Origin of the sequence: Enterobacter sp. RHBSTW-01064 (assembly GCF_014103035.1) — a bacterium.
GTDB classification, from domain to species: Bacteria; Pseudomonadota; Gammaproteobacteria; order Enterobacterales; family Enterobacteriaceae; genus Enterobacter; species Enterobacter mori.
The window spans coordinates 450242-464924 of record NZ_JABXOU010000003.1 but is presented as its reverse complement, the minus strand read 5'-3'; the positions used below and the strand labels follow the sequence as shown (position 1 = coordinate 464924).

General features: G+C 54.4%; 12 protein-coding genes. 6 read left to right on the top strand and 6 right to left on the bottom strand.

The features are described from left to right. Positions 1–27: 27 nt before the first annotated feature. Positions 28–333: a YsaB family lipoprotein gene (locus HV355_RS12430; protein ID WP_089599661.1), complete on the bottom strand. Its 306-nt coding sequence runs from the start codon at positions 331–333 to the stop codon at positions 28–30. A gap of 183 nt (positions 334–516) precedes the next feature. On the opposite strand from HV355_RS12430, the gene HV355_RS12425 reads away from it, so the two are divergent. After that, on the top strand, positions 517–1512 hold the full coding sequence (locus HV355_RS12425; protein ID WP_120159864.1) for an acyltransferase: 996 nt from the start codon (positions 517–519) through the stop codon (positions 1510–1512). Here the strand turns inward: HV355_RS12425 and HV355_RS12420 are convergent. The 4 genes from HV355_RS12420 to xylA all read right to left on the bottom strand — a co-directional run bounded on the left by HV355_RS12420 (position 1505) and on the right by xylA (position 5904). Further along, on the bottom strand, positions 1505–2425 hold the full coding sequence (locus tag HV355_RS12420; RefSeq protein WP_108418140.1) for a helix-turn-helix domain-containing protein: 921 nt from the start codon (positions 2423–2425) through the stop codon (positions 1505–1507). The two genes, HV355_RS12425 and HV355_RS12420, sit on opposite strands and share 8 nt — an antisense overlap. After that, positions 2425–2964, bottom strand: coding sequence for an isochorismatase family protein (locus HV355_RS12415; RefSeq protein ID WP_182402069.1), 540 nt, complete (start codon positions 2962–2964; stop codon positions 2425–2427). Before HV355_RS12415 ends, HV355_RS12420 begins: the two co-directional genes overlap by 1 nt. Positions 2965–3066: 102 nt before the next feature. Then, positions 3067–4521 (bottom strand): xylulokinase, encoded by a 1455-nt coding sequence (gene xylB / locus HV355_RS12410; protein WP_182402067.1) that lies wholly within the window; start codon positions 4519–4521, stop codon positions 3067–3069. A 60-nt stretch (positions 4522–4581) separates the two neighbouring features. Beyond that, positions 4582–5904: a xylose isomerase gene (xylA, locus tag HV355_RS12405; RefSeq protein ID WP_089599718.1), complete on the bottom strand. Its 1323-nt coding sequence runs from the start codon at positions 5902–5904 to the stop codon at positions 4582–4584. Positions 5905–6274: 370 nt separating this feature from the next. On the opposite strand from xylA, the gene xylF reads away from it, so the two are divergent. The 4 genes from xylF to xylR all read left to right on the top strand — a co-directional run bounded on the left by xylF (position 6275) and on the right by xylR (position 11252). Next, positions 6275–7267, top strand: a complete 993-nt coding sequence (xylF, locus tag HV355_RS12400; RefSeq protein ID WP_042716575.1) for a D-xylose ABC transporter substrate-binding protein — start codon at positions 6275–6277, stop codon at positions 7265–7267. Between the two features lie 71 nt (positions 7268–7338). After that, positions 7339–8880 carry a xylose ABC transporter ATP-binding protein gene (locus HV355_RS12395; RefSeq protein ID WP_010436748.1) on the top strand — a complete coding sequence of 514 codons (1542 nt, stop codon included), beginning with the start codon at positions 7339–7341 and terminating at the stop codon, positions 8878–8880. Beyond that, positions 8858–10039: a xylose ABC transporter permease XylH gene (gene xylH, locus HV355_RS12390; protein ID WP_010436746.1), complete on the top strand. Its 1182-nt coding sequence runs from the start codon at positions 8858–8860 to the stop codon at positions 10037–10039. The genes HV355_RS12395 and xylH overlap by 23 nt, the downstream gene beginning before the upstream one ends. A 34-nt stretch (positions 10040–10073) precedes the next feature. Then, positions 10074–11252 (top strand): D-xylose utilization transcriptional activator XylR, encoded by a 1179-nt coding sequence (xylR, locus tag HV355_RS12385; protein ID WP_089599673.1) that lies wholly within the window; start codon positions 10074–10076, stop codon positions 11250–11252. Between the two features lie 40 nt (positions 11253–11292). Here xylR and HV355_RS12380 read toward each other — a convergent pair whose 3' ends face one another. Next, positions 11293–12117, bottom strand: a complete 825-nt coding sequence (locus tag HV355_RS12380) for a protein bax (RefSeq protein WP_100165422.1) — start codon at positions 12115–12117, stop codon at positions 11293–11295. Positions 12118–12431: 314 nt separating this feature from the next. Here HV355_RS12380 and HV355_RS12375 point away from each other — a divergent pair, with 314 nt between their 5' ends. Continuing rightward, positions 12432–14462 (top strand): alpha-amylase, encoded by a 2031-nt coding sequence (locus HV355_RS12375; RefSeq protein ID WP_182402065.1) that lies wholly within the window; start codon positions 12432–12434, stop codon positions 14460–14462. Positions 14463–14683 lie beyond the last annotated feature (221 nt).

Here is a 14683-nt window from a genome sequence, read left to right as displayed (position 1 = left end):
ATTGTGGCTGCTGATTATACGAGCAGATTAGCGCATCGAGAGATGTAAAAACTGGCCGTCCGCGTCAAAAGAACAGACAAAGCCTTCTTTACGCGCAGTATAGCCTTTTAGCTCATAGCTCCCCTGAAAGCGCTCAAATCCGTTAACCGTAATTTTCTGCACCTCGGAATTATAGCGGTGAGCCGCCTGGTCTTTGCAGAGCTGCTCCATATTTAGCGAACGTTCAGGGCTGATTTTCCCCTGCTGTGCTTTTTGTTCAGGCACGTCCTGCGAGGCGCTGCACCCCGCCAGTATGAGTAGCAGAAAGAGTGACGCCACACGCTTCATCATCATTTTTATTACCGCCCTGGTCAGTGGCTGTTATTTTTAATATCAACGCTTTTATAGATTATGGCGCGTCATTCTGCGAATCTCGCGCTCCTCGTACAAGTTACGCGAGTTAAACTCAGAATTTTCCAAGGGAAGACTTTACCCTAATCGCAGTCACACTCTATTTACAGGGAATAAGAGGAACTGATGTCGTCAAAAATTAACTGGATTGATAACCTGCGAGGAATAGCCTGTCTGATGGTGGTGATGATCCACACGACGACCTGGTACGTCACTAACGCGCACAGCATCAGCCACGTTAACTGGGATATCGCTAATATACTTAACTCCGCTTCCCGCGTGAGCGTGCCGCTGTTCTTTATGATTTCCGGCTTTCTCTTTTTTGGCGAACGCAGTGCGCAACCGAGGCATTTTATCCGCATCGCGTCATGCCTGGGTTTCTACAGTGCCATTGCGCTGCTCTATATCACGCTTTTCACTTCAATTAACGCCGAACTTTCGCTGAAAAACGTGCTGCAAAAACCGATCTTCTATCACCTGTGGTTCTTCTTCGCCATTATCGTTATCTATCTTGTTTCCCCGCTGATACAGGTGAAGAACGTCAGCGGGAAAATGCTCCTGGCCCTGATGGTGGTGATTGGCGTGGTGGCAAATCCCAATACCGTCTCGCAGAAAATTGACGGATTTGAGTGGTTGCCGGTGAACCTCTATATCAACGGCGATACCTTCTACTACGTGCTTTACGGCATGCTGGGGCGTGCCATTGGCATGATGGATACACAAAAACGAAGTATGAACTGGCTTTGTGGCGCGCTATTTATCATCGGTGTGATCGTGATTTCGCGCGGTACGCTTTATGAGCTGAAGTGGCGCGGGAATTTTGCCGATACCTGGTATCTGTACTGCGGCCCGATGGTCTTTATCTGCGCCATATCCCTGCTGATACTCGTCAAAAATACGCTGAATGAACGCCCGCTTCCCGTGGTGGGATTGATTTCGCGCCACTCGCTGGGGATTTACGGTTTTCACGCGCTGGTGATCCACGCTCTTCGCACGCGTGGGATTGAGCTCAAAAGCTGGCCGCTGCTGGATATTATCTGGATTTTTGCCGCCACGCTGGTCGTGAGCTTATTGCTGTCGATGCTGTTGCAAAAAATAGATACCCGTCGCTTCGTTAGTTAGCGATTCGCTGCCGGGCACGGTGGAACTGGCGCGGGGAGGAAAACCCTGCCGCCAGCGACGCCTGCTCCACCCCACGCCCCTGCAATAACCACTGTTCGGCCACGGCCAGACGCAATTGCTCAAGGTAATCTCGAACGCTTATACCTAAATGTTCCTGAAAAAGCCGGGTCAGATGGCGTGGGCTAACGTGCGCCTGCGCGGCGATATCCGGTATCTGCCACGCTTTTTGCGGCTCAGCGGTAAGGGCGTCCTGAGCGCGGTGGATCGCCGGGTGAAGATGATTGCGGTAGCGTAACCAGGGTGAAAGCTGCGGATCGTCCCCTGAGCGGCGGAACCAGACCACCATCTCACGCGCGACGGCCAGGGCTTTTTCTGGCCCACAAAGGCGGTTAATCATATGCAGCGCCAGATCGATACCCGACGTGATCCCTGCGCTGGTCCAGATATTCTCATCCTGCACGAAAATCCGGTTTTCTTTAATCGTCGCCGTGGGGGCTGCAGCGCGTAAGCGGCTAATGACGTCATGATGCGTGGTGCACTGCCGGTTATTCAACAAGCCCGACTTTGCCGCCAGCAACGCGCCAGAACAGACGCACATCACGGCGATGTCCTGGCGCTGGATTTGCGGCTGCAGGCGCATCAGCCAGTGCTGAATCTGCTGCGCCAGAGGGGTTGAGAACTGGACGTGGGAGTCGCTGACTCCCGGTAGCACAAGCAAACTCCCTTCTGGCAGACGTTCCGGCAGCGGCTGAATGCCGCTCATCGTCAGGCCAATCGACGTCTGAACGTCAGGCTGCGGGCCAATGTAATGCAGGCGAAACGCGTCGCCCGCCAGCACAAAGGTTTCTGCCGGGCCGGTCATGTCTAATGACAGCACCCCGGGCAACATAACAAACCAGACGTCGATGCTCATTACAGTGACTCCAGCGTCTCCGCTACCGTTTTAATCTCGGCAAAACGCCCGGCCAGCACCGTCTCGGTACGATGACGCAGTTCGTCAGCGCTGAGGGTAATTCCGTTGTACGTCATCGGGAACGTCAGCGTGGCCTCGCCCACAAAGGTCACAGCATAGCCCAGATCGGAGGCCACACGTGCGGTAGTTTCACAACATTGTTCAGTGCGAATGCCGCAGATAATCAGTCGGTTGATATCACGCTCGCGCAGCCAGCGGTCGAGCCCGGTGTCCGTGAAGGCATTATGGACGTGTTTCTGGAAAACCACATCCGGCTGATGACGTAAAAAGGCCATCGGTTTGACATAGCCGCTTTCCAGGGTGAAGGGACCGTCTTCATCTACATGAAAAATATCAACGACCGGAATATTTCGCGACTGGCAGCCTTCAATCAGTCCCAGCATGGCCTGCTGAAAGGCAGGAATATCGCCCTCCTGCCAGTACACGCGATGATGAAATGACTGCTGAGTGTCAATATTGATTAATGCGGTGCGGGACATGATGGAACTCCTCGTCAGTGGGTATGACCTTATCCTGACGAGGAAACGCAGGCACGAACAGACCAAAAAAGGACATCGTCATGCCTCTATCAGACAATCGTTTTATGACATCAACGGCAGCAGCTGCTGGTAGATCCTGCGGAACACATCACGCCTTTCCGCGTAACGCGAATGCCGTGCTGCGTCAGGAAGATGCGTTTGCTCAAGCGCCAGCTGTGGCAGCAACTGTGCGAGCGGTTTGTCAGGGTTCGCAGCTATCTGTGCCAGCCGCGCTGCGCCAAGCGCAGGCCCGACGTCGCCCCCGGTGCGATAATCAAGCTGTAGCCCGCTAATGTCAGACAGCATCTGCCGCCAGTAACTGCTGCGCGCGCCGCCGCCAATGAGCGTAATGCTTGATGGTTTCAGCCCACAATCGTGTACGACGTCCATCCCATCCGCCAGCGCATACCCGACGCCCTCCAGTACCGCACGCGCCAGTTCAGCCGGGCCATGTTGATGAGTTAAACCGAAAAACACCCCTTTCGCTTCCGGGTTATTGTGCGGCGTACGCTCGCCGGAAAGATAGGGTAAAAACCAGACGGCACCGGCATTTTCATCCGCCTGCTGCGCGGCTTCGATAAACGCAGGGACATCCGCCATTCCGGTCAGCTTCGCTGCCCAATCGAGGCAGGATGCCGCACTCAGCATCACCGACATCAAATGCCATTTCCCCGGCAGGGCATGACAGAAACTGTGGACCGCGCTTTCAGGGTTGCTGCGATAACCATCGCTGACGGCAAAATAGACGCCGGAGGTTCCCAGCGAGAGCATCGCCTGCCCTGCCTCCACCATCCCGACACCGACAGCGCCCGCCGCGTTGTCGCCGCCGCCAGCTACCACCGGTACGGCAGGCATATTCCAGCGTTCCGCAATGGAGGACTGCAATGTGCCGGTGACCTCGCTGCCTTCGAAGAGCGCAGGCATATGGTCACGAGTCAGATGGCAGGCATCCAGCATCGCCTCGCTCCAGTCGCGTTTCGCCACATCGAGCCACATCGTGCCCGCCGCGTCAGACATATCACTGGCGAAATCACCCGTCATGCGAAAACGCAGATAATCTTTCGGCAGCAGAACTTTCACTACCTGACGGAAAATCTCAGGTTCATGGCGCTGTACCCACAAGAGTTTTGGTGCGGTGAAGCCTGGCATCATCAGGTTGCCGGTGATGCCACGAGAGGTCGGTACGCGTTCTTCAAGAAGCGCGCACTCTTCTGCACAGCGACCGTCGTTCCAGAGGATCGCTGGACGCAACACGCGGTGCTGGCTGTCCAGCAGCGTTGCGCCGTGCATTTGTCCGGCAATCCCCAGCGCTTTTACGTCACGGAGACTATGCTGCGCGCCTAAGGCTGTGATTGCGCGATCCGTCGCCTGCCACCACTGCTCCGGGTCCTGTTCAGACCACAGCGGATGCGGACGTGAAACCTGCAGTTTTTCCGTCTGCGTGGCTAACACGTCGCCCTGTTCGCTTAACAGGATGGCTTTCACACCCGATGTGCCAAGATCGATCCCGATATACATTGTGGTGACTCCTTTGACAGAAATGCCCGGTGGCGCTGCGCTTACCGGGCCTGGATGCTGTTATTTATCGAACAGGTAATGATTGACCAGGTTTTCCAGCAATTCCTGGTGTCCACTCTGATGCTGCGGTGCCAGTTGATGCTGTTCAGCGTACTTCGCGATCTCACCAAGCGATAACTGGCCTTTCAAAATTTGCTGACCCAGCTCACTGTTCCAGCCGCTATAACGCTTCGCCACGCGTTTATCCAGCTCACCGTCTTCAATCATTCGGGCGGCGATTTTCAGCGCCAGCGCCATGGTGTCCATCGCGCCAATATGACCGTAGAACAGATCGTACTTATCGGTGCTTTGGCGACGCACTTTGGCGTCAAAATTCAGACCGCCGGTGGTGAAGCCCCCCGCTTTGATGATTTCGTACATCACCAGCGCATTCTCTTCCACGCTGTTCGGGAACTGGTCGGTGTCCCAGCCCAGCTGTGCATCACCACGGTTTGCATCCACAGAACCAAAGATGCCCAGCGCAATGGCGGACGCAATTTCGTGATGGAAAGAGTGACCCGCAAGCGTAGCGTGGTTAGCCTCAATGTTCACTTTGATCTCTTTTTCCAGACCAAATTGTTTCAGGAAGCCGTACACGGTTGCGACGTCATAATCGTACTGATGCTTGGTCGGCTCTTGCGGCTTAGGTTCAATCAGCAGCGTACCGCGGAAGCCAATTTTGTGTTTATGCTCGACAACCATCTGCATAAAGCGACCAATCTGCTCACGCTCCTGGCGCAGATCGGTGTTCAGCAGGGTTTCGTACCCTTCACGGCCGCCCCACAGCACATAGTTCTCGCCGCCCAACTGATGCGTGGCGTTCATCGCCGTCACCACCTGTGTGGCCGCCCAGCTGAACACTTCGGGATCCGGATTCGTTGCCGCGCCCGCGCCATAGCGAGGGTTAGTAAAGCAGTTTGCCGTGCCCCACAGCAGCTTCACGCCGCTCTGCTGCTGTTTTGCCGCCAGCACGTCCACCATCTGCGCGAAGTTGTTTAGATACTCTTTCAGCGACGCGCCTTCCGGAGAGACATCCACATCGTGGAAGCAGTAGTACGGCACGTTCAGCTTGTGGAAGAATTCAAACGCGACATCCGCTTTACGCTTCGCCAGTTCGATGGCTTCGCCAGGCTGTTGCCATGGACGGTCAAAAGAACCCACACCGAACATATCGGCACCATTCCAGCAGAACGTATGCCAGTAACAGGCGGCAAAGCGCAGATGATCTTCCATGCGCTTACCCAGCACCAGCTCGTCCGGGTTGTAGTGACGAAATGCTAAAGGATTGGTCGTTTTCGTGCCTTCGTAACGAACGCGATCGAGTTGGTCGAAATAAGCTTGCATATTGAGCTCCATAATCAGGGTATGCGGCGAGTCGTAGATACAGGAGTAATAGTGAATACACATTCCGGCTTGCTCAATTACGTTATTTCACACTGCTATTGAGAGAATGCACAACTGTGCGCTGGCTCGCAAAATAATGCGCAGACAAACTATTTTTCGGTGCAGATTCCAGAATCAAATGTAATTAATAAGTTACGTATTTTAAAATCCGATCGCGGTCAAAAATTCAGAAATAAACCAAATATCATAATGAGAAGATAAAAATCTGTAATTGCCAGCGGGCCTTTCCACGTTAAAAATTTGCTGCGTCTCAGCAGTGAATGTTTCTTTTATCTCAGCGACACATCCCCTACAAAAAGGCCTAATAATTATGAAGATAAAGAACCTGTCCCTTACACTCTGTACTACTCTCCTGCTTGCAAGCTTTGCCGGGCATGCCAAAGAGGTGAAAATCGGCATGGCCATTGACGACCTGCGCCTGGAGCGCTGGCAAAAAGATCGCGATATTTTTGTAAAAAAAGCAGAATCTCTCGGCGCAAGCGTGTTTGTTCAGTCGGCTAACGGCAACGAAGAAACGCAAATGTCGCAAATTGAGAATATGATCAACCGTGGCGTCGATGTTCTGGTCATTATCCCGTACAACGGCCAGGTATTAAGTAACGTGGTGAAAGAAGCCAAACAAGAAGGCATAAAAGTATTGGCCTATGACCGCATGATTAATAACGCGGACATTGATTATTATATTTCGTTCGACAACGAAAAAGTGGGTGAATTACAAGCCAAAAGCCTGGTCGATAAAGTGCCTCAAGGGAATTATTTCCTGATGGGTGGTTCGCCTGTGGATAACAACGCCAAACTGTTCCGCGAAGGGCAAATGAAAGTCCTTAAACCGTACATCGACAACGGGAAAATTAAAGTGGTTGGCGATCAGTGGGCTGATGGTTGGCTCCCTGAAAACGCGCTAAAAATCATGGAAAACGCGCTGACGGCCAACAACAACAAAATTGATGCAGTCGTGGCCTCTAACGATGCCACCGCTGGCGGCGCGATCCAGGCCCTGAGCGCCCAGGGGCTGGCTGGCAAAGTCGCTATCTCCGGACAGGATGCCGATCTCGCCGGGGTAAAACGCATCATTGCTGGCACCCAAACCATGACGGTTTACAAGCCCATCACCGAACTTGCGAACACGGCGGCTGAAATTGCCGTTGAGCTGGGTCAGGGTCAACAGCCTAAATCTGACGCGACGTTAAACAACGGACTCAAAGATGTTCCGGCTCGTCTGCTCACCCCGATTGAAGTCAATAAAGAGAATATTGACGCCACTGTCATTAAAGACGGTTTCCACAAGAAGAGTGAACTGTAATCCCGCGCAGCCCCTGCCCGGCAGGGGCGCACCGGTCTGTCCTGTTCTCCCTCAGGTCACGTGGAGCAGTTATGTCTTATTTACTAGAAATGAAGAGCATCACCAAAGCCTTTGGCGCGGTGAAAGCGGTCGATAACGTGAGCCTGCGGCTAAACCCTGGCGAAGTGGTCTCGCTGTGCGGTGAAAACGGTTCAGGCAAGTCGACGCTGATGAAAGTGCTGTGCGGGATCTATCCACATGGCAGCTATGAGGGTGAAATCGTCTTTGCCGGTGAGGTCATTCAGGCCACACACATTCGCGATACGGAACGTAAAGGTATCGCCATTATTCATCAGGAACTGGCACTGGTGAAGCACCTCACCGTGCTGGAAAATATCTTTCTGGGGGCCGAAATCTCACGTCACGGCGTGCTGGATTACGACACCATGACGCTGCGCTGTGAAAAGCTGCTGGCGCAGGTGAGCCTCAGCATTTCACCGGATACCCGCGTGGGGGATCTTGGCCTGGGGCAGCAGCAGTTGGTCGAAATCGCCAAAGCCCTGAACAAGCAGGTAAGACTGCTGATCCTCGATGAGCCAACGGCCTCGCTCACTGAACAGGAAACCGCTGTTCTGCTCAATATCATCCGCGATCTGCAAAACCACGGTATCGCCTGCATCTATATTTCGCACAAGCTTAATGAGGTGAAAGCCATTTCGGACACCATCTGCGTGATCCGCGACGGGCAACACATCGGCACGCGTGAAGCGGAGGGCATGAGTGAAGATGACATCATCACCATGATGGTAGGGCGCGAACTCACTGCGCTCTATCCGAACGAACCCCACGCCGTGGGAGACGAAATCCTGCGCGTGGAAAATCTCACTGCATGGCATCCCGTGAATCGCCATATCAGGCGAGTTAACGACGTCTCCTTTTCCCTTCACCGCGGTGAAATCCTTGGCATTGCGGGTTTAGTGGGCGCAGGTCGAACCGAAGCCGTGCAGTGCCTGTTTGGCGTGTGGCCCGGACGCTGGGAAGGCAGCATTTACATCGATGGTCAGCCGGTAAAAATCGACAACTGCCAGCAGGCGATTGCCCATGGCATTGCTATGGTGCCAGAAGATCGCAAAAAAGACGGCATCGTGCCGGTAATGGCGGTCGGGAAAAACATCACGCTGGCGGCGCTAAACCAGTTCTCTGGCGCCCTGACGAGCCTGGACGACGCTGCCGAGCAGCAGTGTATTCTTCAGTCACTCGCCAGGCTCAAGGTCAAAACCTCCTCCCCGGAACTGGCCATTGGACGCCTCAGCGGGGGGAACCAGCAAAAGGCGATTCTGGCGCGCTGCCTGCTTCTCAACCCGCGAATTTTAATCCTGGATGAACCGACTCGCGGGATTGATATCGGCGCGAAGTATGAAATCTACAAGCTGATTAATCAGCTTGTGCAGCAAGGCATTGCCGTCATTGTCATCTCATCTGAATTACCTGAAGTGCTCGGCCTGAGCGACCGCGTGTTGGTTATGCACGAGGGGAAACTGAAAGCCAATCTGATTAACCAGAACCTGACGCAAGAACAGGTGATGGAAGCCGCCTTAAGGAGCGAACGTCATGTCGAAAAGCAATCCGTCTGATATCAAAGTCGCTGTGCCGACACCCGGCGCGTTCGCAGGGCTGAAAGCGCTAAACCTGCAGGTCTTCGTGATGATCGCGGCGATTATCGCCATCATGCTGTTCTTTACCTGGATGACCGATGGCTCCTATTTGAGTGCTCGTAATATCTCTAACCTGCTGCGCCAGACTGCCATCACCGGCATTCTGGCCGTAGGCATGGTGTTTGTGATTATCTCAGCGGAGATTGACCTGTCGGTCGGATCGATGATGGGCCTGCTCGGCGGCGTGGCGGCGATATTTGATGTCTGGCTCGGCTGGCCGCTGCCGCTCACCATTGTCGTGACGCTGGCGCTGGGTCTGGTACTGGGGGCGTGGAACGGGTGGTGGGTTGCCTACCGTAAGGTGCCGTCATTCATCGTCACCCTGGCCGGGATGCTGGCCTTCCGTGGGATTCTGATTGGCATCACCAACGGTACCACCGTCTCTCCCACCAGCGCGTCTATGTCGCAGATTGGGCAGAGCTACCTCTCTGATGGCATCGGCTTTACGATTGGCGTAGTGGGCATGATGGCCTTCATCGCATGGCAGTGGCGTGGCCGTATGCGCCGTCAGGCCCTGGGGCTGGCTTCTCCGGCATCGACCTCCGTGGTCGGTCGTCAGGCGCTCACCGCCGTGATTGTGCTGGGTGCCATCTGGCTGCTGAACGATTACCGCGGTGTCCCGACACCCGTTCTGCTGCTGGCGCTCCTGCTGCTGGGCGGCATGTTTATGGCGACGCGCACCGCGTTTGGTCGTCGTATTTATGCCATTGGCGGTAATCTTGAGGCGGCACGTCTGTCAGGGATCAACGTCGAACGCACCAAACTCGCTGTCTTTGCCATCAACGGCCTGATGGTGGCGATTGCAGGGCTGATCCTCAGCTCACGTCTGGGGGCCGGTTCACCGTCGGCAGGAAACATTGCCGAGTTGGATGCCATCGCTGCGTGTGTCATCGGCGGGACCAGTCTCGCAGGCGGTGTCGGCAGCGTGGCAGGCGCGGTGATGGGCGCATTTATTATGGCTTCGCTGGATAACGGGATGAGCATGATGGACGTCCCAACGTTTTGGCAGTATATCGTGAAGGGAGCGATTCTTTTGCTGGCAGTCTGGATGGACTCGGCAACCAAGCGACGTGCCTGAGAACAGTATTGTTACTTATTTGGGAAAGTGAGCCATGTTTGAAAAGCGTCACCGCATTACGTTGTTATTCAATGCCAACAAAGCCTACGACCGTCAGGTGGTTGAAGGGGTTGGTGAATATTTGCAGGCGTCGCAATCCGAGTGGGATATTTTCATTGAAGAAGATTTCCGCACCCGTCTGGAGAACATCAAAGACTGGCTGGGCGATGGCGTTATCGCTGACTATGACGATCCCGTCATTGAGCAATTGCTAACAGACGTCGACGTTCCCATTGTGGGCGTCGGCGGCTCGTATCATTCGCCCGATCACTATCCACCAGTCCACTACATCGCAACCGATAACCATGCGCTGGTCGAGGCCGCTTTTCTCCATTTAAAAGAGAAAGGCGTGCATCGCTTTGCGTTTTACGGGTTGCCCTCTTCAAGCGGCAAACGGTGGGCGGTAGAGCGCGAACATGCGTTCTGCCAGCTGGTCGCAAAGGAGAAATATCGTGGTGTGGTGTATCAGGGGCTGGAAACTGCACCGGAAAACTGGCAGCACGCGCAAAACCGCCTGGCGGACTGGCTGCAAACGCTGCCGCCCCAGACCGGGATTATTGCGGTAACAGATGCTCGTGCGCGCCACGTGCTGCAGGTCTGCGAACATTTGCATATTCCGGTGCCTGAAAAGCTGTGCGTAATTGGTATCGATAACGAAGAGTTAACCCGCTATTTGTCTCGAGTGGCGCTCTCCTCTGTCGCGCAGGGAACCCGTCAAATGGGCTATCAGGCCGCGAAGCTCCTGCACCGCCTGCTGGACAACGAAGCCTTGCCGCTTCAGCGCCTGCTGGTTCCGCCTGTGCGTGTCGTCGAACGCCGCTCAACCGATTATCGTTCCTTAAGCGACCCGGCCGTCATTCAGGCAATGCACTACATTCGCAACCACGCCTGCAAAGGCATTAAGGTGGATCAGGTGCTGGATTCGGTCGGCATTTCTCGCTCAAACCTGGAAAAACGCTTTAAAGAGGAAGTGGGTGAAACTATTCACGCCGTTATTCATGCGGAAAAACTGGAGAAAGCGCGCAGCCTGCTGATCTCCACGTCGCTTTCCATCAATGAAATTTCACAAATGTGCGGCTACCCGTCGCTGCAGTATTTCTACTCGGTGTTCAGAAAGGAGTATGAGACCACGCCGAAAGAGTACCGGGAGCGGTATAGCGAAGTGCTGATATAAAAAGAAAAACGCCTTCCGATGGAAGGCGTTTTTTTGGGGATTACATATGCGCGGCAATTAAGCGCTGGTTATCCTGGTACATCGCAAACAGATAGTTGTTATAGCGCTGCCCCTGGGTGGAATAACCTTTCAGCTTGTGGATCATCGTACTGGCCGTCACTTCCTGATCCGCTTTACGCAGCTGAGCGCGAGACTTACGGAACGAAGAGTAGGCCGGATGCGTGTTCAGATTCACGACATAGGCATTCACGGAATCTTTGACCGATTCAAACTGCGAGTAGCCTTTCACTTTACCGGGAGCATTGTTACAACGCCCTTTCACGCATTTCATGCCGAAAAGATTGTTGTTATTGCGCGCCAGCTTCGAGGTACCCCAACCGCTTTCAGCGGCGGCCATCGTTGCCACCATGCTGCCCGGAATGATGTCTACACGCTCCAGAAGTGAATTCCACGGCACACGACGCGTGTTGCCATTCCATTTCACCTTGTAGCGTTTGGAAATCTCTTTCAGGCGCGTGCGCTCAGACGGCGACCAGCGGCTATCGTACTGTTTTGAGATCAGCCAGTTACGATCCGCAGTAATCGCGGCATTTTGACTCGTGATGTAAGGCATTACCGTCCGGAGAAACGCTTTTTTCCTTGGTGTTCCGGAAGGGTATTTTCGCAAATCAGGAAGTGAACTACTCTTTGCACTATTGCGAGAATACTCTTGTTTACTGCTAACCTTACTACTTGTCGTCTTTATTACGTGGGCTTTCTTACTCGTTGTATCCGTGTGCGTCTTCGCAAGCACCTCACCCGAAAATGCCGTGGTGAGTAACATGAGTATCGCAGCCCCATATCGTCGAATGGGAGTCGATATCATTAGGTCTCCTGGTCGGATGTAATCATCCCAACACCTTATTTTTTTCACAAATTTGAGAGCGGAATCTCAAATCATATCAAAAATAGTCTTCCAGAGCACGTATAGAAATAGTCCAAATCCGAAACTATGTCACCTGAAACATGCTCACTAAAGCATCAATTCTGAAAAAATGTGTGCGATATCGCAGATAACTGCCTAATTTTGCGCGGGATCACTCATCCCTTCGCGTCCTCCTGGCAGAAACCGTCGGAGGAGGAGTTTTTCCTCAGTACCCGGTGGCACACTGGTCAAAAAAGCCGCGACAGGAAAATGGAATGAAACGCACCGCACTGGCTCTCCTGATGTTACCCACACTGGCACATGCAGACTGGTCATCGCCGGGATTTAGCGCATTTCGCGCGGAAGGAACCGGGGTCTTCACCAGCCAGGCAAAGCTCGCGAAGGGTACCCGTCCTTTAACAGTGAGTTTTGACAACACGTGCTGGCAGCCTACGGGCTCCATAAAACTCAATGAGATGCTGTCGCTCAAACACTGTGAGGGCACACCGCCCCAGTGGCGGCTATTCCGTGACGGCGATTATCAGATGCGTGTCGATACCCGCTCCGGAACGCCAACCCTGATGCTGACCATTCAGAGTACAGCGGAGCAACCTGTCGCGAACGTCACCCGGCAGTGTCCAAAGTGGGATGGCAAACCTTTAACGCTGGAGGTAAGCGGTACCTTCCCGGAAGGCACGGTGGTGCGTGATTTTTACAGCAAACAGACGGCGACGGTGCAGAACGGCAAAATCACCCTACAGCCTGCCGCCAACAGCAACGGCCTGCTGCTGCTTGAGCGTGCCGAAACCGACCAGCCCGCGCCCTTCAGCTGGCAAAACGCCACCGTCTATTTCGTGCTGACCGACCGTTTTGTAAATGGTGACCCGAGTAACGACAACAGCTATGGCCGTCATAAAGACGGTATGCAGGAGATTGGCACCTTCCACGGCGGCGATCTCAAGGGGCTTACCAGCAAGCTCGACTACCTACAGCAACTGGGCGTCAACGCGCTGTGGATAAGCTCCCCGCTGGAGCAAATCCACGGCTGGGTGGGCGGTGGCACCAAAGGAGATTTCCCTCACTACGCCTATCACGGCTACTACACGCAGGACTGGACGAAGCTCGATGCCAATATGGGCACCGAAGATGACCTGCGCCAGCTTGTTGACGAAGCGCACAAGCGCGGTATCCGTATTCTGTTTGATATCGTCATGAACCACGTTGGCTACGCGACCCTCGCGGACATGCAGGAGTACCAGTTTGGCGCGCTGTATCTGCAGGGCGATGAGCTGAAAAAAACGCTGGGCGATCGCTGGACGGACTGGAAGCCCGGCGCAGGCCAAAGCTGGCACAGCTTTAACGACTACATCAACTTTAGCGACAAAGCCGCATGGGAAAAATGGTGGGGCAAGAAATGGATCCGCACCGACATTGGTGATTACGACAACCCCGGCTTCGACGATTTAACCATGTCGCTGGCCTTCCTGCCGGATCTGAAAACGGAATCGACGACCCCATCCGGTTTGCCGAACTTTTATCAACACAAGCCCGACACCGGCGCAAAAGCGGTGACGAATTTCACGCCCCGGGATTACCTGACCCACTGGCTCAGCCAGTGGGTTCGTGACTACGGTATCGACGGCTTCCGGGTTGATACCGCGAAGCACGTTGAACTCGACGCGTGGCAGCAGCTGAAAGATCAGGCAGGCCAGGCACTGGCGGCGTGGAAAGCGGCTAACCCAGACAAAAAACTCGACAACGCGCCCTTCTGGATGACCGGTGAAGCATGGGGCCACGGCGTGATGCAGAGCGATTATTACCGCCACGGTTTTGACGCAATGATCAACTTTGACTATCAGGAGCAGGCGGCGAAAGCGGTGGACTGTCTGGCTGATATCGATATGACGTGGCAGCAGATGGCGGAGAAACTGCAAAGCTTCAATGTGCTGAGCTATCTCTCGTCACACGATACGCGACTGTTCCGCGAAGGAGGCCAGCGCGCGGCGGAGCTGCTCATGCTGGCGCCGGGCAGCGTGCAAATTTACTACGGCGATGAATCTGAACGTCCGTTCGGCCCAACAGGCTCCGACCCGCTTCAGGGCACACGCTCGGACATGAACTGGCAGGACGTGACGGGCAAACAGGCCTTAACCGTCGCTCACTGGCAAACTCTGGGTCAGTTCCGCGCCCGTCACCCGGCGATTGGTGAAGGCAAGCAAACCACGTTGTCACTGAAGGAAGGCTACGGCTTCGTGCGCGAGCACAAGGGCGATAAAGTGATGGTGGTATGGGCGGGTAATCAATAAACGGCCCCTCACCCTAACCCTCTCCCCACAGGGGAGAGGGAACCGCCTTTCCCCCCTCGCCCCTTTGGGGAGAGGGCCGGGGTGAGGGGGAAACCAACCAGAACGATTCACTACACAAATCCAAACCTACCCTATAAAACAACAAATCCGACCACATCACCTGATTTGCACCAGCACGGTGCTAGCGTTATGGTTACCCCCTTTCATAATAAGCCCGACAG

Excerpts from the sequence above, each read along its gene's own strand:
- HV355_RS12430 (WP_089599661.1), bottom strand. The coding sequence starts at position 333 with ATGATGATGAAGCGTGTGGCGTCACTCTTTCTGCTACTCATACTGGCG.
- HV355_RS12425 (WP_120159864.1), top strand. The coding sequence starts at position 517 with ATGTCGTCAAAAATTAACTGGATTGATAACCTGCGAGGAATAGCCTGT.
- HV355_RS12420 (WP_108418140.1), bottom strand. The coding sequence starts at position 2,425 with ATGAGCATCGACGTCTGGTTTGTTATGTTGCCCGGGGTGCTGTCATTA.
- HV355_RS12415 (WP_182402069.1), bottom strand. The coding sequence starts at position 2,964 with ATGTCCCGCACCGCATTAATCAATATTGACACTCAGCAGTCATTTCAT.
- xylB (WP_182402067.1), bottom strand. The coding sequence starts at position 4,521 with ATGTATATCGGGATCGATCTTGGCACATCGGGTGTGAAAGCCATCCTG.
- xylA (WP_089599718.1), bottom strand. The coding sequence starts at position 5,904 with ATGCAAGCTTATTTCGACCAACTCGATCGCGTTCGTTACGAAGGCACG.
- xylF (WP_042716575.1), top strand. The coding sequence starts at position 6,275 with ATGAAGATAAAGAACCTGTCCCTTACACTCTGTACTACTCTCCTGCTT.
- HV355_RS12395 (WP_010436748.1), top strand. The coding sequence starts at position 7,339 with ATGTCTTATTTACTAGAAATGAAGAGCATCACCAAAGCCTTTGGCGCG.
- xylH (WP_010436746.1), top strand. The coding sequence starts at position 8,858 with ATGTCGAAAAGCAATCCGTCTGATATCAAAGTCGCTGTGCCGACACCC.
- xylR (WP_089599673.1), top strand. The coding sequence starts at position 10,074 with ATGTTTGAAAAGCGTCACCGCATTACGTTGTTATTCAATGCCAACAAA.
- HV355_RS12380 (WP_100165422.1), bottom strand. The coding sequence starts at position 12,117 with ATGATATCGACTCCCATTCGACGATATGGGGCTGCGATACTCATGTTA.
- HV355_RS12375 (WP_182402065.1), top strand. The coding sequence starts at position 12,432 with ATGAAACGCACCGCACTGGCTCTCCTGATGTTACCCACACTGGCACAT.